The sequence below is a fragment of the Variovorax sp. dw_954 genome (assembly GCF_018449755.1).
In the GTDB taxonomy this organism is placed as follows: domain Bacteria; phylum Pseudomonadota; class Gammaproteobacteria; order Burkholderiales; family Burkholderiaceae_C; genus Variovorax.
In genome coordinates this window covers 232839-252890 of record NZ_JAAVVD010000004.1, presented here as the reverse complement: position 1 = coordinate 252890, position 20052 = coordinate 232839, and the positions used below count along the sequence as shown (strand labels likewise).

At 66.3% G+C, this 20052-nt stretch carries 15 protein-coding genes; 13 read left to right on the top strand and 2 right to left on the bottom strand.

The window, feature by feature from the left end:
* Window positions 1-33: 33 nt before the first annotated feature.
* From HB681_RS09420 to HB681_RS09390, 7 genes are all read left to right on the top strand, one after another.
* Entirely contained in the window at window positions 34-984 is a 951-nt protein-coding gene (locus HB681_RS09420; protein WP_213954535.1) for a helix-turn-helix domain-containing protein, read from the top strand.
* 203 nt (window positions 985-1187) lie between these two features.
* Window positions 1188-2660: an aldehyde dehydrogenase family protein gene (locus tag HB681_RS09415; RefSeq protein ID WP_213954534.1), complete on the top strand. Its 1473-nt coding sequence runs from the start codon at window positions 1188-1190 to the stop codon at window positions 2658-2660.
* A gap of 174 nt (window positions 2661-2834) precedes the next feature.
* The gene (locus HB681_RS09410) at window positions 2835-3920 is read left to right on the top strand and encodes a carboxymuconolactone decarboxylase family protein (RefSeq protein WP_213954533.1); all 1086 of its coding nucleotides are present in this window, start codon (window positions 2835-2837) and stop codon (window positions 3918-3920) included.
* Window positions 3920-4702: an adenylate/guanylate cyclase domain-containing protein gene (locus HB681_RS09405; protein ID WP_213954532.1), complete on the top strand. Its 783-nt coding sequence runs from the start codon at window positions 3920-3922 to the stop codon at window positions 4700-4702. Before HB681_RS09410 ends, HB681_RS09405 begins: the two co-directional genes overlap by 1 nt.
* A gap of 197 nt (window positions 4703-4899) precedes the next feature.
* Entirely contained in the window at window positions 4900-6318 is a 1419-nt protein-coding gene (locus HB681_RS09400) for a DUF1254 domain-containing protein (RefSeq protein ID WP_213954531.1), read from the top strand.
* Window positions 6319-6570: 252 nt separating this feature from the next.
* The gene (locus HB681_RS09395) at window positions 6571-7386 is read left to right on the top strand and encodes a methyltransferase domain-containing protein (protein WP_213954530.1); all 816 of its coding nucleotides are present in this window, start codon (window positions 6571-6573) and stop codon (window positions 7384-7386) included.
* Between the two features lie 35 nt (window positions 7387-7421).
* Window positions 7422-7736 (top strand): hypothetical protein, encoded by a 315-nt coding sequence (locus HB681_RS09390; protein ID WP_213954529.1) that lies wholly within the window; start codon window positions 7422-7424, stop codon window positions 7734-7736.
* Between the two features lie 118 nt (window positions 7737-7854).
* On the opposite strand, the gene HB681_RS09385 is transcribed toward HB681_RS09390, so the two are convergent.
* Window positions 7855-9258, bottom strand: coding sequence for a DUF1254 domain-containing protein (locus HB681_RS09385; protein ID WP_213954528.1), 1404 nt, complete (start codon window positions 9256-9258; stop codon window positions 7855-7857).
* A 98-nt stretch (window positions 9259-9356) separates the two neighbouring features.
* Between HB681_RS09385 and HB681_RS09380 the strand changes: the two genes are divergently transcribed.
* Together HB681_RS09380 and HB681_RS09375 are read left to right on the top strand one after the other, a co-directional pair.
* A complete protein-coding gene (locus tag HB681_RS09380) occupies window positions 9357-10784 on the top strand; it encodes a DUF1254 domain-containing protein (RefSeq protein ID WP_213954527.1) in 1428 nt (475 codons plus the stop codon).
* A gap of 42 nt (window positions 10785-10826) precedes the next feature.
* A complete protein-coding gene (locus HB681_RS09375; RefSeq protein ID WP_213954526.1) occupies window positions 10827-12287 on the top strand; it encodes a DUF1254 domain-containing protein in 1461 nt (486 codons plus the stop codon).
* A gap of 145 nt (window positions 12288-12432) precedes the next feature.
* Here HB681_RS09375 and HB681_RS09370 read toward each other — a convergent pair whose 3' ends face one another.
* Complete coding sequence (locus HB681_RS09370; protein ID WP_213954525.1) at window positions 12433-13224, bottom strand: SDR family oxidoreductase; 792 nt, start codon at window positions 13222-13224, stop codon at window positions 12433-12435.
* Window positions 13225-13557: 333 nt separating this feature from the next.
* On the opposite strand from HB681_RS09370, the gene HB681_RS09365 reads away from it, so the two are divergent.
* The 4 genes from HB681_RS09365 (at window position 13558) to HB681_RS09350 (ending at window position 20032) form a co-directional block, all read left to right on the top strand.
* On the top strand, window positions 13558-14901 hold the full coding sequence (locus HB681_RS09365; protein WP_256734892.1) for a DUF1329 domain-containing protein: 1344 nt from the start codon (window positions 13558-13560) through the stop codon (window positions 14899-14901).
* A 24-nt stretch (window positions 14902-14925) separates the two neighbouring features.
* Window positions 14926-16563, top strand: coding sequence for a DUF1302 domain-containing protein (locus HB681_RS09360; protein WP_213954523.1), 1638 nt, complete (start codon window positions 14926-14928; stop codon window positions 16561-16563).
* Window positions 16564-16632: 69 nt separating this feature from the next.
* Complete coding sequence (locus HB681_RS09355) at window positions 16633-19020, top strand: efflux RND transporter permease subunit (protein ID WP_345944651.1); 2388 nt, start codon at window positions 16633-16635, stop codon at window positions 19018-19020.
* 16 nt (window positions 19021-19036) lie between these two features.
* On the top strand, window positions 19037-20032 hold the full coding sequence (locus HB681_RS09350; protein WP_213954522.1) for a YCF48-related protein: 996 nt from the start codon (window positions 19037-19039) through the stop codon (window positions 20030-20032).
* Window positions 20033-20052: the final 20 nt, after the last annotated feature.

Genomic DNA, 20052 nt, shown 5'->3' with positions numbered 1-20052 from the left:
CCACATCACACGCCACTGGCCAAGAGAAACACGATGACGCACGCAGCCTCCGTCATGTCGCCGACCGAAGTGAACCCGGTCATTTGGGCCGCCGAGGTCCGGCGCAATTTCTTTCCACTGGAGCTTTCGGTGGACCGCAGCCAGCCGTTCGAAGCGTCCGTGCAGCTCGGCAACTTCTCGCGCTGCAAGGTCGCCCAGGTGCGCGCCGGCGCGCACTCGGCCTCGATGAGCGGCGAAGACTGCCGGCATCTGGGGCAGCGCTACATCAAGGTGCTGTGGCAGGAACGCGGGCACGGGCACCTGGACATGGGCGCGCGCGCGGTCGACCTGCCGGCCGGCCACTGGACCGTCTACGAGGCCAGCCGCTCCTACGCGCTGCGCATGGAAGGCGACACGACCTTCACGGCGATGGTCTGCGACACCGGCGGCCACGATGGCCTGGCCTCGCTGGCGCAGCGCGTCGCCGGCCGGGCGATGCCGACGGAGGGCGGCGCCGCGGTGGCATTGGCCGCCTTGGCCGCGATGCGCGGGGAGGGCAGTCGCGTGGCGCCGCAGAGCCAGGCTGGCGTGGCCGACTTCGTCACCTCGCTGCTGGCCCAGGAAATCCAGCACGTCGACAGCAGCAATGGCGCGGCCCGCAAGCGCGCGCAGGATGCGCTGCTGCGCGAGGCGCAGGACTATGTGCGCCAGAACCTGGACCGCAACGACCTCTCGCCCGACCAGATCGCCGCGGCCATCCACGTGTCCCGTCGCACGCTCTATCACGCCTTCGAACTGGCGGGCGAAACGCCGCAGGCCATGGTGCAGCGCCTGCGCCTGGAGCGCTGCCGGGACGTGCTCTCGCATGCCGGAGGTCAGGGCCCGAGCATCACGCAACTGGCGCTCGAATTCGGCTTCTCCGACCCGGCCTACTTCACGCGCGTGTTCCGCCAGCGCTTTGGCAGCACGCCGTCGAAGTACCGCGCGCAAGCGCTCGCACATTGAGCCTCGGGCGCGCACTGCCGGCGCGCCGCTCTTCCCGCAGGACTCGCAACTGTTCGGCTCTCTTCCCGCGAGTCTGCACGCAAGTCCCATAGTCCCTGCACGCCAGTGCAAGCTGCTGCGCATCGATCTTCCTAAGCTTCGGAAACGCAGGGGCCGGCCTTCCGCCGGCCTCGTTCAACGCCATTCCCAAGACAGGAGACTCCGTGTCCGCCACCGCAACGTCGACCGCCACCTATTCCACCCGGCACTTCATCGCCGGCCAGCAACGCGACGCTTCCGACGGTGCCTGCTTCGACAAGTTAGAGCCCGCCAGCGGCCGGGTCCTCGCGCGCGTCGCGGCCGGCACCACGCAGGACGTCGATGCCGCCGTCGCCGCAGCGCGTGCGCAGTTCGATGGCGGCGCGTGGAGCAGGATGCCCGGCGCCCAGCGCGGCAAGCTGCTGAACAAGCTGGCCGACCTGCTCGAACGCGATGCCGAGAAGATGGTCGAGGTGCTGGCCCGCGAGCAGGGCCGGCCGCTGATGGAAATGCGCATGCTCGACCTGCCCGTGTCGATCGACACGCTGCGCTACTTCGCCGGCTGGGCCGACAAGCTCGAAGGCCGCCAGATCCCGACCGGCGGCTTCATGGGCCGCCCGACACTCAACTACACCGTGCGCGAAGCCGTCGGCGTGGCCGCGCTGATCGTGCCGTGGAACGCACCGCTGATGATCGCCTGCTGGAAGCTCGCACCCGCACTGGCCGCAGGCTGCGCCGTGGTGCTCAAGCCTTCGGAGGATGCACCATTGGCGGTCGCGGCGCTGGTCGAACTGGCCCATGAAGCGGGCTTTCCGGAAGGCGTGGTCAACCTCGTGCACGGCATCGGGGCGACGGTCGGCAGCGCGCTGGTCAACCATCCCGGGGTGGACAAGGTCAGCTTCACCGGCAGCACCGAGGTCGGCCGCAGCATCGCCCGCGAGGCCGGTCCCAGGTTCAAGCGCCTCACGCTGGAACTCGGCGGCAAGGCGCCGCAGATCGTGCTGGAAGACGCGGACATCGGGCAGGCGATCGGCGGCGTGGCGATGGGCCTGTTCGTCGACCAGGGCCAGACCTGCGCGGCCGGCACGCGCGTGCTGGTGCACCGCTCGCGCTACGAGGAATTCGTCGGCGCCATCGGCGGCGCGGCCCGCTCGATCCAGCTTGGCTGCCCCTTCGATGCCAAAACGCAGATGGGCGCGCTCATCAGCGCGAAGCACCAGGCCCGCGTGAAGGCCCACATCGACAACGCGGTGCGCCAGGGCGCGCGCATGGTGGCCGGCGAAGAGGCGCTGCCGGAGAACGGCTTCTTCGTGCGCCCGACCATCTTCGCTGACGTGGATCCGTCGATGTGCATCGCACGCGACGAAGTGTTCGGCCCGGTCGGCACCATCATGCCCTTCGACACCGAGGAACAAGCCATCGCGATGGCCAACGACACGGTCTATGGCCTGTCCGCTTCGCTGTGGACGCAGAACGTGGCCAAGGCGCATCAGATCGCGGGGCGGTTGCGCGTGGGCGCAGTGGCGGTCAACGGCTGGAGCCCGCTCGATGCGCGCCTGCCATGGGGCGGCCGCGGCGACAGCGGCATCGGGCGTGACCTGTCGCAGAGCGCGCTGGATGGCTACCTGGAAGAGAAGGTCGTGACCGTGGTGATGTGACCGTTAGCGGGCGGGGCGCACGCGGCTCGCTGCGCCCCGGATCGTCGCGCCCGGCGCTCAGCCATCCTGCGCCAACACCTGCAGCGGGGCCGCATCTCGAAAGCCTCCGCGCAGCCACGCTCCGCGCGACAATGCCGGCGAGGAACCCTCGTGTTCATCCTCGGTGGAGTGGCCATGGCTGTCTTGCTGAACGAAATCCAGTGGAGTGACCCGGTCCTGCCGGTGGCGCACGACGCGGAGTGGGAAGCCGAACTCAAGCGTCGGGGCGTCCGGATCATGGACGTGGACCGCCGCGTCGCGCCCATTCCCTGGCTGCGCGAGGCGGCCTACGAAGCGCTCAGCTACGTGCCCGTCAACCTGCCGGAGCGGCTGTACCGCATCGGCAACATGGTAACCGCGCAGGAGAACGCATGCCGCTACTGCTATGGCGCGACGCGCGCCTACATGAAGGTCCTGGGCTATCCGGAATCCTTCATCCAGCAGGTCGAGCGCGACACGCAGATGGCCGAACTGGACGACAAGGAGCGCGCGTACATCGCCTTTTGCCGCAGCCTGGCCCGATCGAGGCCGCGCCCGGCCGCCGCCGAGCGTGCCGCGCTGCTGAAGGGCGGCTACACGCAGGCGCAAATAGGAGAGATCGCCTTTGCGATCTCTCTAGGCTGCCTCTTCAACCGCATCACCACCCTGCTGGCCTGCCCGCCGGAGAAGGACTTCGAACGCATGGCCAGCGGGCCCTTGCGGGGGCTACTCGGCTTCGCGTTGCCCTTGATGAAGAAGTTCGCGAAGGGCAAGCCGGCGGAAGCGCCGCTCGATGATGCGGCGCTGGCCGCCGGCCCCTTCGGCGTGGTGGTGGCGCCGCTGGCCGGCCTGCGGGCAGGGAACGTCATGAAGGCCGCGCTCGACGGTGCGTTCCAGACCGGGGCGCTGAGCCGCAGCGCGAAGGCGCTGATGTTCGCGGTGGTCTCGCGCACGATGGGATGCCCGCACTGCGATGCCGCGGCGACCCGGATGCTGCTCGACGAAGGCCTGGACCAGGCCGAGATCGAGAGCGCCCTGGCAACGCTGCGCTGCCCCCGCCTGGCGGCGGGCGAAAGCGGCTTGCTGGCGTGGGCGCGCGACACGGTGTACTACGAACCGTCCGCGATCCAGCAGCGGACACGGGCCCTCGGCGCCGAAATAGGCGAAGCCAAGCTGCTGGAAGCCATCGGCATCGCCTCGCTGGCGAACGCGACCGTCCGGCTTGCCATGCTGCTGGCGTGATGGCCCTGGCCTGGTCGGTCCTGGCCGCGTTCGGCACCCTTGCCTTCGTCGGCCTGGCGGCGCTGGTCCTGCGCGGGCGCCGCCAGAACCGGCAACTCGAGCGGCTGTTGCTGGCGGCCGACGACAAGCTGGAGCAACTGCAAGGCCAGTTCGAGCGCTTCGTCCCGGCCGACGTGGTCGAGCGGCTCACCCATTTCGGTGACGCCTTCACGCCGGAGCGGCGCGAGGTGACGATGCTGTTCGCCGACCTGCGCGGCTTCACGGCCCTGTGCGACCGGCTCGACCCCACCGTCACGGTGAGCATCCTGAACGGTTATTTCCGCCACATGACGGCCGCCATCCTTCGCCACCACGGACATGTGACCGAGTTCGTGGGCGATGGCTTGCTGGCCCTGTTCGGCGCCATGGAGCCCAATCCCTGGCAGGCGCGCGACGCCGTCATGGCCGCGCTGGACATGCGCGCGGAACTGGCGCGCTACAACGCGGGCCTGCGCGAGAAGGGCCTGCCGGAACTGCGCTTCGGCATCGGCATCCATGGCGGGGAAGTGGTGGCGGGCGTGATCGGCACCGCGGGCCTGTCGAAGTTCAGCGTGACGGGTGATCCGATCAATGTCGCCTCGCGCGTCGAGGGACTGACCAGCAAGTTCGAAGTCGACCTGTTGGTCACGGAGGACATCCGGCGCGCCGTCCACGATCAATTCCGGCTGCGGCCCATGCCACCGGCCATCGTCAAGGGGAAGGCGGAGCCGGTGCAGACCTATTGCGTCGAAGGCGAAGCCTGAGCGGCGTTGCGCGGGCGCGGCGGCGCCGACGCGCGTGGCATTGTCCAGGCTGGTTTGCACCGGGAATATCGGCTGGTCTTTCGGCCGTCCCGGCCAATCCGACTGCCCGCAACAACCTGGAGGAATCGAGATGAATCCCAACCAAGCCCTGTGGGAAGATGAGGATGCCACCTGCGGACAAATTCGAGGACTCCTCAATGCGTCGATCTCTCGTCCCCCGCATCGCCATCTTTGCGCTGATGGCGACTTCCTCCGCAAGCCAGGCGCAACCACCGACGCCCGCCCAGCTGACCGAGCGCACTGTCCATCGCCGCGCCGTCGAGGCGGTGAGCTGGGGCATGCCGGCTGTCAACTACGACCTGATGCTGCAGGAGATGCTCAACAAGACCTCGGGCAAGGTCAACCAGATCATCTACTGGTCGCGCCCGCTCGACTGGCACAACCAGTCGCTCACGCCAAACCCCGATGCGATCTACGTGATGGCCTTCTTCAACACGAAGGAGGTCGGCCCGGTCGTGCTCGAGGTGCCGCCGGCGGATGAAGAAGGCTCGCTCAACATCAACATCGACGACGTCTGGCAGATGCCGCTCGAAGATGCCGGCCCCGCCGGCGCCGATGCCGGCAAGGGCGGCAAGTACCTCCTGCTGCCCCCAGGCTACAAGGATGCGGTGCCCGAGGGCTACTTCGTGCTGCGCCCGCTCACCTTCGGCAGCTACGCGCTCCTGCGCTCCAACCTCAAGAGCCACGGCGACGCTGACGTGGCCAGGTCGGTGGCCTACGCCAAGAAGCTCAAGGTCTACCCGCTGTCGCAGGCCGCGGCACCTTCGGCCACCGTGTTCACCGACGCGATCGGCGTTGTGTTCGACTCGACCATCCGCTACGACTCGAGCTTCTTCGATTCGCTCAACCGCATCGTGCAGACTGAGCCCTGGCTGGAGCGCGATCGGGCGATGATCGACCCGCTCAGGTCGCTCGGTATTGAAAAGGGCAAGCCCTTCAATCCCGATGCCAAGACAAAGGCTACGCTGAATTCAGCCGCCAAGGAGGCGCATGCGTGGCTGGCAGCCAAATACGATTCCGACCTGCAGGCGTTCTACCCCGGTAGCCGATGGCTGACGCCGGCCTTCCCCGAACTGGTCCATGCCGCCCAGACCTCCTACACCGATGCCGACAAATACCCCATCGACCTTCGGGGCGTGACCTACTCTTACGTCTTCATCGGCCTCAAGCGCCTGGGGACGGCCCAGTTCTATCTGATCAGCCTCAAGGACAGCAGGGGGCAATCGCTTAGCGGCGGCAAGACCTATCGACTGCGGGTGCCGGCCAACGCACCCGTGGATCAGTACTGGTCCACGACGGCCTACGACCGCGAGACGCATGCGCTCATCCGCAACATGTCGCGCGCCAGCCGCTCGTCGCGGATCCCGGAGATGGCGAAGAACCCCGACGGCTCGGTCGACGTGTATTTCGGCCCGAAGGCGCCCACCGGCAAGGTGAGCAACTGGGTGCCCACCGACCCCAAGCGCGGCTTCGAGGTGATGTTCCGGGCCTACGGGCCGACCAAGGTGTTCTTCGACAAGACGTGGAAGTTGCCGGACATCGAGCCAGTGAAGTAGGCAAGGAACGGCGACCGAGAAGGGCCGCTTTGCTGCGTTGATTCTCCAATGACAGGCAGGAACAGTCTGTCGCCGACCTTCGGTTGGCGCAGGCCGAGCACCGCTCATGGCCATTCATATGAGCGGCGTATCGCGGGCGCTGCGACGCCGACGCGCGCGGCATCGTCCTGGCTGGTTTCGGCCGGGAATATCGGCTAGTCTTTCGGCCGGCCCGGCCACACCCGACTTCCGCAACAACTTGGAGGAATCGAGATGAACCCCAATCAAGTCCTGTGGGAGAAAGGCGATTTCACGCGCCTGGCATCGACCATGCGGTCCAGCGGAGAAGCACTGGTCAGCACGCTGGGTATTCGACCCGGCATGCGGGTCATGGACCTCGGGTGCGGCGACGGGACGACCGCGATTCCGGAGGCCAGGCTGGGCGCCGAAGTGCTGGGCGTCGACATCGCACGCAACCTGGTCGAAGCCGGGCAGCGCCGCGCCGTGGAGATGGGGCTCTCGAACATCACCTTCAGGCAGGGCGATGCCTGCGACCTGAAAGGCATAGGCGACGGCCTCTTCGACCTGGTCGTGACGATCTTCGGCGCCATGTTCGCGCCGCGACCCGTGGACGTCGCGAAAGCGATGGTTCGCGTCACCCGATCCGGTGGACGCATCGTCATGGGGAACTGGATCCCGAACGACCCGACGCTGGTCGCGCAGCTCCTGAAGATCAGCGCCGCCTACGCGCCGCCGCCGCCAGAGGGCTTTGTCAGCCCGATGCTGTGGGGTGTGGAGAGCCATGTGCTCGAGCGATTCTCGGCGGCGGGCGTGCCGGCCGACGCGATCAGTTTTTCGCGCGACACCTTCGTCTTTCGGTTCGAGGGTTCGCCAGCTGGATTCGTCGACGAGTTCCGGCAGTGGTACGGCCCCACGATGAACGCCTTCGATGCGGCCGCGAAGAACGGCAAGGAGGCGCTGTTGCAGGGCGAGCTGGAGACCCTGTTCGCAGCGCAGAACCAGAGCGGCCGCAGCGGCCACACGGAGGTTCCGGCCACCTTCCTGCGGGTGACCGTCACGAAGCCCTGACCGGCGGATCGATCGCGCTTCCTGCAGGAGTTGCCATGAACTTGAGGCCGTCAAAGTCCCCGCGGGCCCTGCCAGCTGCCGCAACGGGCGCGCACGCCATCGGCACGGCCGCGTTGGGCTCCATCGTGATTGGCGCCGCGGCCCTTGGCGCCTTGGCCATCGGTGCCTTGGCGATCGGCCGGCTCTTTGTGGGCCAGGCACGAATACGGCGGCTGGAGATCGACGAGCTTGTCGTTCGGCGCATTCGCGTCATTGATCGGCGCACGATCCCGCTGACGTCGAAGCCCGGTGGTGCCGTCGACGAATCGAAGCCGGTTGTGGCGGCGGTGGAAATTCGAGCTGGCAGGTAGATCTTGCCGCGAGGGGGCGATCGGCCAGACCCGGTCGTTCGCCGCCCAGCGGGAACAGTCCCCTTTGCAACGAATTGCAGACCCTCAGAGAAGATTGATCAGTCCTCACGGACTCACGCTATTCGACCTTCGCGAGTGGGGGCCTCTGCCACTTGCCGCTCACGACTTCAGGCTTCGGCATATAAATCCGCATGATCGCGTAGAAAGGTCCGCTGGGTGCCGGCAGCCAGTTGCTTTCCTTGTCCGCGCCCGGAGAGTCATGTTGCACGTAGAGCGTCAAGCTGCCGTCCGGGTCGCGCTTCAGTGCATCGACCATGCGCGAGTTGATCAGGTAACGGTTGATCGGGTTGTCCACCAGCAGTTTGGATTTGCCGTCGTACATGGTCACCGACCAGAAGGCCTCTGCAGGTGGTAATTCGCCCTTGGCAAAGTGCATCGTGTAGCGGGAGGCAGCCGCGTTGAGTGGCTCGCCGTGGTTGTCTGTGAAGTAGGCGGGATAACTCGCCTCCTCGGCCGAGTTGCCGAAGATGCCCAGAGCAGCGCCCGTATACCGGTAAAGGTAGTTGTTCTTCAGAAAGGCGCGCGTCCCGAAGAAGTCGCCGCTTGCGACCTCCCGCGAGTCCACCTTCGTCTTCTTGAACTGCGCGAACTGCGCCTTGCCGTCTGCGATGCCGCCCGCGAGCACCTCTTGCATGGTGGGGTCGAGTTTGGCGTCGTCGAAAGGACGGCCAGCGCCCACACCTATGCTCGCGAAGCGCTTCATCAGCGCGGTTTCGCTCGGATCGGTCGGCGCGAACTGCAGCATGAAGTTGAGGTATCGAAACAGCGCGGGTGAGTCGGTCATGCCGTCCTGGGGGCGCGGCCACTCGATGGCCACTGCGGGCGCCGGCGGCTGCTTGCCGAGGAAGGCACTCAGCGTTTGGACCTTGTAACCTTCCTGGATCTTGCGCACGTTGGCCAGATCGTCGGCATCGAAGGCCTGTGTCCGGTAGATCGCGTACGCGATGCTCGATTCACTGCGGATGAGCTTCGTGGCCTTTGCCGGCTTCGAACCTTTCCAGCCGGGTCCTGCTATGACGAAGACGCCGCCCTTGTTGCCGGTTGAGCGTGTCCCGAGGTAGGCGAAGTTGTGCGTGTACAGGTCGATGAGCTGCACGGAGTAGTAGCGCTTCGCGTCGATCGGCGGCAGTGTCAGCACGATGGGCTCCGCACGCAGGTCCATCCAGACGAAGGAATAGGGCGTGTCGGAGTTGGGCGTGATGATCGCCGTGTCCTTGGGCGTGAACACGTTAGCTGAGTTGCCGATTTCATTGAAGGGGGCCTTGAAGTTCGGGCCGCCCTTATCAACGGCCTGCGCGTAGAGCGTCTTGTAGGCCTCTACGATCGGGTAGCCGTAGATGTAGGCTTCCTGGGCAATCGAGCGAGCTTGCGCTGGCGCCGGACCTGCAAGCACGGGGTGCTGCACGCCGACACCGGCCGCGATGACACCGAAGACGAGAGCGAGTTGATGAATGCTGCGCATGCGCCACTCCAGCAAAAAACTTGATGCCAGCATAGCAGCGCAGCATCATCGGCCTGCGACAACGCTCAGGTAGAGTGTGGCGTTTTCAGGAGCCTGGAATGCCCCCCAAGAGCAACGCCCAGCAGGACCATGCCTGGTTCGAGAACACCCGCGTGAAGACGCGCTTCGGAGAGTTCTCCTTCAAGAATGGCTTCCCCGACAGCGACTCCGCCGATCGGCTTGCGCAGATGATGACCTTCAACCGCGCCGTCGAGATCTACCAGCACCATCTGGCTGCCGTGTCGATGTTCCAGTTCCGCCGCGGCCTGGCTGAATTTGGCGCCCAGAGCAGCCATCAAGTCGTGGTCTGGGAGAGCCTGCTCGATGCCCACACCTTGCTCCTGACCGGCAATTCCGAAACCGTCTACCTCATCGGTTTCCTCGACCTCAAGCAGGACGGGCCGACCGTCGTCGAGGCACCGGCCGGCATGCTCGGCGTGCTCGACGACATGTGGATGCGCTTTGTCGGCGATGTCGGTCCGACCGGCCAGGACAAGGGACAAGGTGGCAAGTACCTGGTGCTGCCTCCGGGCTATGACGGCGAGGTGCCGTCGGACCACTTCGTCTTGCGCTCGCCGACCTTCGGCGTGTGGATGCTGCTGCGGGCCATCGATCCGAAGCCAGCGGATGCCGCGGCGCGGTCGAAGCGTCTTCGCGTCTACCCGCTGGCCCGCGCATCCAACCCGCCGCCGATGCAGTTTCTCGATGGCTCCGGGCAAGCGATCGACACGATCGCGCCCGACGACTATCGCTTCTTCGAGCAATTGGGAGCGCTCGTCGAGCAGGAGCCGCCCGACGCGGTCTTACCGATGGAGCGGTTCTATCTGACGCAGATCGGAATGCAGTTCGGCCAGCCGTTCGAGCCTGACGCCAAGCTCAGGGAGCTGCTGTCCGAGGCCGCTGTCGTCGGCCAGGCGGCAGCGAGGGCCAACGGCTTCGCCTACCGTGCGCCCGGGGCCCTGATCTACGAGAGCCGGCAATGGCAATGGGCCTTCGTGGGCGGCAGCTACACGTTCTCTCCGCTCGGCTATCCGAACCCGGACCTGCGTTCAGGCTTCGCCTACTCGGCGACCGGCAACACGCCAGCCATGGCCATGAAGATCGTGGGTGCCGGCTCTCAGTACATCTGGACCTGCCGCGACGCCACTGGCGACTACCTCGACGGCGCTCGCCGCTATCGGTTGCGGATTCCGGCGGGCGTGCCCGTCAAGGACTTCTGGTCGGTGGTGGTCTACGACGCCGCCAGCCGCTCGATGCTGCAGAACGGGCAGGCCTTTCCGACGGTCAGCCAATACACCGGTCCCGAGGTCAACGCGGACGGCTCGGTGGACATCGACTTCGGCCCCGAGGCCCCTGCAGGCAGGGAGAAAAACTGGATTCGCACGCTGGAGGGCAAGGGGTGGTTTCCGATCCTGCGCTTCTACGGTCCCACCGAAGCCTTCTTCGACAAGACCTGGATTCCTGCGGACATCGAGCGCCAAGCCTGATGTGCTCTCTCCTCTTTAAAACCACAAGACAACCCTCCAAACATGCGTCACCATGAAAAGGCACTCACGGCCGCGCTGGGTGCGTGCGCTTTGTTCTTGTCATCCTTTGCAGGAGCGCAAACCATGGATACACGATTCGGTCCCATCCTTATGCAGCTCGGCCTTCCGGCGGACAGCGCCACGGTCGGGAAGATCTACGACGAGATGGACTTCCAGCGAGCCAGCCAGGCCTATCTGTGGGCCTTGCCGATCGTCGGCTTCGCGTCGTGGCAGGACGCGCATCGCCGCGTGTTCGGGGCGGGTGAGACGGACATGGTCATATACGAGAGCGTCAAGGACAAGCTCGGCATCCTGACGCCAAACGCCACCACGCCCTACATCATCGGTTTGCCGGATCTGTCGAAGACCGGCCCGCTCGTCGTCGACTACCCATCGGGCGCGACCGCGGGTGGCATCGGCGACTTCTGGCAGCGTCCGGTCACGGACATGGGCGAGTCGGGACCTGACAAGGGCAAGGGTGGCAAGTACCTGGTGGTCGGCCCCGGGCAGGAGGTGCCGGCCGGCGCGACGGGCTACCGCATCGTCAAGTCGCCGACGACCAACGTGTTCGTCGCTTTTCGGGCTCTCGATCCGGATCCCGTGAAGGCCAAGGAGGCGATCTCGCGCTTTCGAATGTATTCGTATGCCGATCGTGCCAAGCCCGCGCCGACCCATCTCCTGAAGCCCGATGGCAGGGCGTGGACCCAAATTCCGCCGAAGGGCGTGGCCTATTGGGAGCGACTGAACGACATCTTGCAGCGTGAACCGGTGCTTGAGCGCGACCGCTTCTACATGGCCATGCTTAAACCACTCGGCATCGAGAAGGGCAAGACGTTCGCACCGGACGATCGCCAGAAGAAGCTGCTGGTGGACGGCGCTGCGGCAGGTGAACTGATGGGCCAGTCGCTGGCATTCTCGAACCGGGATCCGGCGGCACGCTATCGGCCCGACGCGCGCTGGGAATACCTCTTCACCTTCGATCCCGGCCAAGACGTCGGCACCTTCGCGCCACTGGACGAGCGGACTTCGTATTTCTACCAGGCTGTCACGACCAGCCACGGCATGGTCAGTCGCACGCCCGGCGTGGGCCAGGCATACATCGGGACCGCGCACGACAAGGATGGCGCCTGGTTGGATGGCAGCCAGAACTATCGGCTGCACGTTCCTGCGAATGCACCGGCCAAGCTCTTCTGGTCCCTGACTGTCTACGACACCGGGACGCGATCCTTCCTCGACGACACGCCGGGCGGGATCGTCGATCGATCCTCGCGCGCGGACATCGTCAAGAACCCGGACGGTTCTGTGGATCTCTACATGGGGCCAACGAAACCTGCTGGCTTGGAAAAGAATTGGATCCCAACCATTCCGGGCAAGGCGTGGTTTGGGTTGTTCAGGTTCTATGGCCCGCTGGGGCCGTACTTCGATCGGACTTGGGCGCTGCCGGACATAGAGAAGGCCGTCTGAACGAGTGCTCCGGGTCGAGGAGCGGCCCTTCAAAGAGTTCGGAGGGACGTCGCTTAAGGGCCCATCAGCGTCGTCCCAGCCCCTCGTGCGCAGCCAATGGAATCCGCTCCAGACGAAAATACCACCTGCCGTTAAAGCAAGCCCATCACCCCCGATAAAACGCATCCAGCACGATCGGACTCTCAGGCAGCGTCGACCCGCCATCCACCACGATCGTCTGCCCCGTGATGTATGACGCCTCGTCCGACGCCAGGAACAGCATCGCATTCGCGATGTCCGCAGCCTTGCCGATCTTCCCGATCGGAATGCACGCGGCCATCTGCTTCAACTCGTCGCCATCGCCCAGCGCCGACATGGCAGGCGTCATGATGTAGCCCGGCTCCACGCCGTTCACCGTGATGTTCTCGCGCGCGAACTCCAGCGCCGCGGTGCGGATCAATCCGTTCATGCCCGACTTCGACGCCGCGTAGTGCGCGGTGCCCGGCATCGCGACGCGCGGGCCGGTCACGGACGAAGTGAACAGCACACGCCCGCCACCTTGCTTGCGCAATTCGGGCAGCGATTCCTGGATCAGCCAGAAGGCGGCCTTGAGGTTCACCGCCAGTGTGCGTTCGAGGTCGTCGTCGCTCAGCTGTTCGATCGCGATCACCGGGTACACCGCCGCGTTGTGCACGACGATGTCGAGCCGGCCGTATGCCTGCGTGGCAGCGGCGACGGCCTTGCGGATCTCCTCGCGCCGGCCGACGTCCGCCTGCACCAGCAGCGCTTCGCCGCCATCGTCGTGGATGGCCTGCGCCACGGCCTGGCCGTTCTGCGCGGTGCGCGTGGCAATCACGACCTTCGCGCCCGCCGCGGCAAACCCGCGCGCGATGCCTTCCCCGATGCCTTGCCCCGCGCCTGTGACCAGCGCGACCTTGCCCTTCAAATCTCCAATCATGGTGTTCCTTGATGCCGTGTGCGTGCGAGGCGCAGGCGCTGGTGCGGCGCACCGGCCCGCCTCGGCGTCGAGCGTAGGCAGCACGCCTCGATGCGGCTGGCATTTGCGTGCACGTCATGCCGGACACGCGTGCAACACGCGCGCAGCGCTTGCACGCTAGTCCGGCAGGTTGTGCACGCCAGTCCAAGCGGCCGCGAGGGTGCGCACGTACCTTTGACATGTCCGCTCCAGCGGCCACACACCCGTCTGATTCAGACGCTTGCGCACCACTCAAAGCGAGGCTTTTTCATGAGATCCAGATCCGCCCCCACCGGCATCGCAGTCGCGATCGCCATGGCCTTTTCGTTGTCGGCAGCGACTTCGTCCTTCGCTGCCGACGCTTCCCGCCTGGGTGCGGAGCTGACGGCCACCGGCGCCGAGAAAGCCGCCAGCAAGGACGGCACGATCCCCGCCTTCGCCGCGGCCGATCCGTCCACGGGCGGCTGGTCGCAAGGCAAGAAGCGCGAGGACTTCTTCAAGTTCAAGGGCGACAAGCCGCTGTTCTCCATCGACGCGGGCAACGTCGACAAGTACGCCGACAAGCTCTCGCCCGGCCAGGTCGCGCTGATCAAGCAGACCAAGGGCTACCGCATGGACGTGTACCCCACGCGCCGTACCTGCAGCGTGCCCGACTTCGTGCAGGAGAACACGAAGAAGAACGTCGGCGTCGCCAGGCTCGGCGACGACGGCTGGAGCCTGAAGGAGGCGGTCGTGCCCGGCGTGCCCTTCCCGATGCCATCCAACGGCGCCGAGGCGATGTGGAACTACAAGATGAAGTACGCGGGCGTGGGCTTCGAATGGCCCCTCAACTACGTGTCGCTGTCGCCGCGCAAGGGCAGCACCGAATGGGTCCAGGCCGGCGCGACCGAAAGCTACTACTTCCCGTGGGGCAAGAAGGGCTCGACGCTGCTGTCCACCCTGCCGCCGGTCGAGTACTACACCTACTTCGCCTACGAGTCGCCAGCCGCACTCGCGGGCCAGGGCCTGGTGTACGTGCTCTACACCGACAAGCCGAGCGAAGCCTTCTACTACTTCCCCGGCCAGCGCCGCGTGCGCCGCATGCCGACCTACGCCTACGACGCGCCGCAGGTCGGCTTCGAGAACCAGTACACCGTGGACGAGCCGCGCGTGTTCAACGGCACCATGGACCGCTTCGACTGGAAGCTGGTCGGCAAGAAGGAAATCTACGTCGGCTACAACGCCTTCGGCATGTACGACCCGTCGGTGAAGTTCGAGCAGGTGGCGAAGCAGGATTCCATCGACCCGGCCAGCCGCCGCTACGAGCTGCACCGCGTGTGGGTGGTCGAGGCCACGGTCAAGGCCGGCGTGCGCCACTCCGCGCCCAAGCGCACCTTCTACCTCGACGAGGACAGCTGGTCCGCCGTGGTGGCCGACGACTACGACGCGCAGGGAAAGATCGCCAAGGTGCGCGAGTCCTTCGTGATCCCCGTGTACGAGACGGGCAGCTGCGACAACCCGGCCTTCGTCCAATACAACCTGCCCGAAGGCCGCTACCTGTTCGACCAGACGCCGCTGGCCGCCGGCAAGGACATCCGCTGGGTCGTCGAGTCGAAGGAGCCGAAGTTCAAGGAGAACTTCTACACCTCCGAGAACCTGCGCGCGATCAGCGAGCGTTGAGGCAGCGGCACCGTGCAACACACCATGCTTCATCGCCTCGCTCCCACCTGCATCGCCGCCGCCTGTGCGCTCTTCGCCATGTCGGGCGCGCACGCCGTCACCTTCCAGACCGAGAGCCTCTCGGGCAGCTTCGACTCCACCGTCAGCGCGGGGACAGGCGTCCGCCTGAAGGACCCGAGCACCACGCTCATCAACGCCGGCAACACAGGCGGCCCGGCGGGCGAGCTCTCGCCGCTGTCGGGCATGGGCGACCAGGGCAACCTGAACTATGCCAAGGGCGATGCCTTCACGACCTACCTCAAGGGCAGCCATGAACTGGTGCTGAAGATGCCCGAGGGCGTCACGGTCATGGGCCGGTTTACCTGGCTGAGGGACCTCACGGCCACGAACACCACTGGCTTCATCAGCTCCACGCCGCCGATCAATTCCGCCGACGGGCTCGCCCCGGACGCGCGCAGCGACCTGAACTTCAAGGCCCGCCTGCTCGACCTGTGGGTGAGCAAGTCCTTCTCTGTCGGCGACGAGCAGGTGCGCGTGCGCGTCGGCAACCAGGTGATCAGCTGGGGCGAAAGCCTGTTCCTGCCGGGCGGCATCAATGCCACCAACGCCATGGACATCATGCGGTTGTCGCAGCCGGGCACGCAACTGAAGGAAGCGGTGCTGCCCGCGCCGATGATCAGCGTTGCCTCCGGCCTGGGCCACGGCTTCGCGGCCGAAGCCTATGTGCAGACCGACTGGAACAAGAGCTACTTCCCGCCGAGCGGCAGCTACTGGTCCGTCACCAACGGCCTGGGCAAGGGCGCCAACACCTACGGCATCCAGGACAGCCAGCCCAAGCAGACCGGGCAGGGCGGCGTGGCCTTGCGCTACCAGCCCGACGGCACGGCACTGAACCTCGGCCTGTACGCGATGAGCTACACCGACAAGACACCGAACCTCGCGCTGACCCAATACGGCCCGCAGTGGAAGTACCTGGAAGACCGCAAGATGTTCGGCGTCAGCATGAACTTGCCGGTGGGTGACTGGGCCATCGGCAGCGAGCTGTCATACCGGCCGAAGGACGCGGTCTTCATCTCGCCCAACGTCTCGGGCTGTTCCAGCCAGGGCGGCAACTGCTGGGTCGACTCGAGCCGCTTCCAGTGGGCGCTGACGGGCATGCTGAGCCTCACGCCATCGAACGCCGAGCCGGTGCTCAAGTTCCTCGGCGCGCAGACCGCGACGCTGCTGGCCGAAGCCGTCGTCATCGGCTATCCGAACCTGAAGCAGACCTATGGCGGCGACCCGGTGGCGGCGGGCGGCTGGGGCTGGGGCAACGAGCTGGCCATCAATGCGGCGACCAACGCGCAATACCCGGTCGGCAGCAAGTACTCCAGCGGCTTCAACTTCGACTTCAGCTGGACCTACGACGGCAACCTGATCCCGGGTTGGCAGGTGGTGCCGGAGGTCTACTACTTCCAGGCACTGAGCGGCCGGACGCCCAACCTCGCTGCCACCTTCATGAAGGGCGCGAAGTCGGTCAACCTGACGGTCAGCTTCATCAAGAACCCGGCGACCTGGCAGTTCGGCGTCAACTACGCCAAGTTCTGGGGTGGCGAATCGGTGTTCGACCAGCCGCTGCGTGACCGCGACTTCGTGGGCGTCTACGCCTCGCGCAACTTCTAGGCGCCCTGCCGCTCCTGCCGGGCGAAGGGGCCGCGTGCCTCTCGCCCGGCGCTCACCGGATTCCACGCCGTGTCATCTTCATCCCTCGCCACTTCCTTCGCGGTGCGCCTGCTGGCCCGCCTCGAGGACTTCTTCTTCACGCGGCGCAAGCCGCTCCTGATCGCGCTCGCGCTCCTGACCGCGGTGATGGGCGTGCTCGCATCGCAGTTGCGCATGGACGCCGGCTTCGAAAAGCAGATGCCGATCGGCCACGAGTACATCCGCACCTTCCAGCAGTACCGCAACGACGTGCTTGGCGCCAACCGGCTCAACATCGTCGTCAAGGCGCGCAACGGCAGCATCTGGACGCCGGCCGGGCTCAAGCGCCTCTACGAGGTGACGCAGGCCGTGACCTTCCTGCCGAGCGTGGAACGCCTGGGCGTGCAGTCGCTGTGGACGCCCAACAGCTTCGTCAACCAGATCACCGAGGAAGGCTTCCGCGCCGATCCGCTGATCGACGGCACCATCGCGCCCGACCAGCTCACACCCGAGCGCATCGCCGACATCCGCCAGGCCACGGCGCAGGGCGGCTTCGTCGGCTCGCTGGTCTCGCGCGACCAGACCAGCGCGATGGTCACCGCCGAGCTGATCGAGTTCGACAAGGACGGCAAGAAGCTCGACTACGTCGCCTACAACCGCGTCCTCGAGGAACAGATCCGCCAGAAGTTCGAGGACGCGGGCTTCGAGGTGCAGATCATCGGCTTCGCCAAGCAGATCGGCGACATCGCCGACGGCGCCTCGGCCGTGATCGAGTTCTGCGCGCTGGCGTTGCTGCTGACCGCGGGCGCGGTGTACTGGTACAGCCATTCGGTGCGCTTCACGGTGCTGCCGATCCTGTGCTCGCTGACCTCGCTGGTGTGGCAGTTCGGCGCGCTGCGGCTGCTGGGCTTCGGGCTCGATCCGCTGGCGGTGCTGGTGCCCTTCCTGGTGTTCGCCATCGGCGTGTCGCATGGCGTGCAGCAGATCAACTTCATCGTGCGCGAGATCTCGCTCGGCAAGAGCTGCTACGACGCCTGCCGCGCCAGCTTCACCGGCTTGCTGATCCCCGGCACGCTGGCGCTGGTCACGGCCTTCGTCTCCTTCGTCACGCTGCTCTTGATCCCGATTCCGATGGTGCGCGAGCTGGCCATCACCGCCTCGCTCGGCGTGGCCTTCAAGATCGTCACCAACCTGGTGATGCTGCCCGTGGCCGCATCCTTCTTCGACGTGCCGAAGTCCTATGCCGACCGCGCGATGGTGCAGCAGGAGCAGCGCGCGCGCTGGCTGCGCGTGCTCGTCAAGGTGGCCCAGCCGCGCAATGCGGCGATCACGCTGCTGGTGGTGGGCGCGATCTTCGCGACCGCGGTGTGGCAGAGCAGCGACCGCGTGGTCGGCACGCTGCAGCCGGGCGCGCCGGAGCTGCGGCCCGAGTCGCGCTTCAACCGCGACGCGGTGGCCATCTCCACCAACTACGACACCGGCCTCGACTGGCTCACGGTGGTGTTCGAGGCCCCGGCCGACAGTTGCAGCAACATCGACATCGGCCTCTACCAGGACCGCTTCACCTGGGCGCTGCAGCCAGTGGAAGGCGTGCTCTCGGTGTCGTCGTTCTCGCAGCAACTGCGCCTCTACAACGAGGGCTACAACGAAGGCAATCCGAAGATGAGCGTGGTGCCGACCGACGCCGGCAACTATGCCGCGCTGGCCGCCGAGATCGCGCGCATCCGCGGCACCATGCGCAAGGACTGCAGCATGACGGCCGTGCACCTGTTCCTCACCGACCACAAGGCCACGACGATCCAGCGCGTGGTGGAAGCGGTGAAGGCCTTCCGCGACACCCATCCGCAGCCGGGCGTGACCATCCGCCTCGCCACCGGCAACGCCGGCGTGCTGGCCGCGGTGGACGAGGAAGTCGAGCGCAGCGAACTGCCGATGATGCTGTACGTCTACGCGGCCATCGTGATCCTCGTGTTCGCCGTGTACCGCGACTTCCGCGCCGTGCTGGCCTGCTGCCTGCCGCTCACGGTCGGCACCTTCATCGGCTACTGGTTCATGAAGGAATTGCAGATCGGCCTGACCGTCGCGACGCTGCCGGTGATGGTGCTGGCGGTGGGCATCGGCGTGGACTATGCGTTCTACATCTACAACCGCTTGCAACTGCACCTGAGCCAGGGCGAGCCGATCGAGAAGGCGATCGAGCACGCGATGCTGGAGGTGGGCACCGCGACGATCTTCACCGCCATCACGCTGGCGGTGGGTGTGGCGACCTGGTCGTTCTCGGACCTCAAGTTCCAGGCCGACATGGGCAAGCTGCTGGCCTTCATGTTCATGGTCAACATGATCATGGCGATGACTGCGCTGCCGGCCTTTGCCGTGTGGCTGGAGCGGATCTTCCCGCGCAAGGTGCCGATGCGCGCGCCCGGCCTGCTGAGCCATTGAGATGCGGAGCAAGACCATGAACAACGCATTCATCACGCGCACCCTGCGTGCCTCGCTCGTCGCACTGGGCTGCGGCCTGGCGAGCCTCGCAGCCATCGCGCAGGCTTCCGCGGACGGCGCCCCGCCCGTGGCGGTCCCGGCGCAACGTGTGGCGCATGCCCTGCAGGCCGAGATGCTGGGCATCGCCGGCGCCGGCCCGCGCTTCGTCGCCGTCGGCGACCACGGCGTCGTGCTGCTCAGCGATGACGCAGGCAAGGCATGGCGGCAGGCGAAGTCGGTGCCGGTCGACGTCAAGCTGAACAGCACCAGCTTCGTCGACGCGAAGCAGGGCTGGGCCGTAGGCCATCGCGGCGTGATCCTGCACACGCAGGACGGCGGCGAGACCTGGGCGCTGCAGCGCATGGCCGCGCAGGAAGACCGGCCGCTGTTCGCCGTTCACTTCTTCGACGCCAGCCACGGCGTGGCGGTCGGCCTGTGGTCGCTGGTGCTCGTCACCGACGACGGCGGCAAGAGCTGGAAGGAACAGAAGCTCACGCCGCCTCCCGGCAGCAAGACCGCGGACCTGAACCTGCTCGCGCTGTTCGCGGATGGCAAGGGTCGGCTCCTCGCGACCGCGGAGAAGGGCATGTTGCTGGTCTCCGACGACCAGGGCCACGCGTGGCGCTACATCGAGACGGGCTACAAGGGCTCGTTCTGGACCGGTGTGGCCGTCGACAACGCCTGGGTCGTGGCCGGCCTGCGCGGCTCGCTCTATCGCAGCACCGACGACGGCGCGCATTGGGACCGCATCGACACCCACAGCACCTCATCGATCACCGGTTTGGCCGCGCGCGGCAGCCGCGTGCTGGCCGTGGGCCTGGACGGTCTCGTGCTGGACAGCCAGGACGGCGGCGCGCACTTCAAACCCGCCCTGCGCGAGGACCGCCTCAGCCTCACGGCAGCCACGCTGTTGCCCGACGACAAGGCCATCCTGCTCTCGCGCAGCGGCCCTGTCGATGCCGCCAGCCGCTGACCCCGACACACACATCACAC

Excerpts from the sequence above, each read along its gene's own strand:
- HB681_RS09420 (WP_213954535.1), top strand. The coding sequence starts at position 34 with ATGACGCACGCAGCCTCCGTCATGTCGCCGACCGAAGTGAACCCGGTC.
- HB681_RS09410 (WP_213954533.1), top strand. The coding sequence starts at position 2,835 with ATGGCTGTCTTGCTGAACGAAATCCAGTGGAGTGACCCGGTCCTGCCG.
- HB681_RS09405 (WP_213954532.1), top strand. The coding sequence starts at position 3,920 with ATGGCCCTGGCCTGGTCGGTCCTGGCCGCGTTCGGCACCCTTGCCTTC.
- HB681_RS09400 (WP_213954531.1), top strand. The coding sequence starts at position 4,900 with ATGCGTCGATCTCTCGTCCCCCGCATCGCCATCTTTGCGCTGATGGCG.
- HB681_RS09395 (WP_213954530.1), top strand. The coding sequence starts at position 6,571 with ATGAACCCCAATCAAGTCCTGTGGGAGAAAGGCGATTTCACGCGCCTG.
- HB681_RS09390 (WP_213954529.1), top strand. The coding sequence starts at position 7,422 with ATGAACTTGAGGCCGTCAAAGTCCCCGCGGGCCCTGCCAGCTGCCGCA.
- HB681_RS09385 (WP_213954528.1), bottom strand. The coding sequence starts at position 9,258 with ATGCGCAGCATTCATCAACTCGCTCTCGTCTTCGGTGTCATCGCGGCC.
- HB681_RS09380 (WP_213954527.1), top strand. The coding sequence starts at position 9,357 with ATGCCCCCCAAGAGCAACGCCCAGCAGGACCATGCCTGGTTCGAGAAC.
- HB681_RS09375 (WP_213954526.1), top strand. The coding sequence starts at position 10,827 with ATGCGTCACCATGAAAAGGCACTCACGGCCGCGCTGGGTGCGTGCGCT.
- HB681_RS09370 (WP_213954525.1), bottom strand. The coding sequence starts at position 13,224 with ATGATTGGAGATTTGAAGGGCAAGGTCGCGCTGGTCACAGGCGCGGGG.
- HB681_RS09365 (WP_256734892.1), top strand. The coding sequence starts at position 13,558 with ATGGCCTTTTCGTTGTCGGCAGCGACTTCGTCCTTCGCTGCCGACGCT.
- HB681_RS09360 (WP_213954523.1), top strand. The coding sequence starts at position 14,926 with ATGCTTCATCGCCTCGCTCCCACCTGCATCGCCGCCGCCTGTGCGCTC.
- HB681_RS09350 (WP_213954522.1), top strand. The coding sequence starts at position 19,037 with ATGAACAACGCATTCATCACGCGCACCCTGCGTGCCTCGCTCGTCGCA.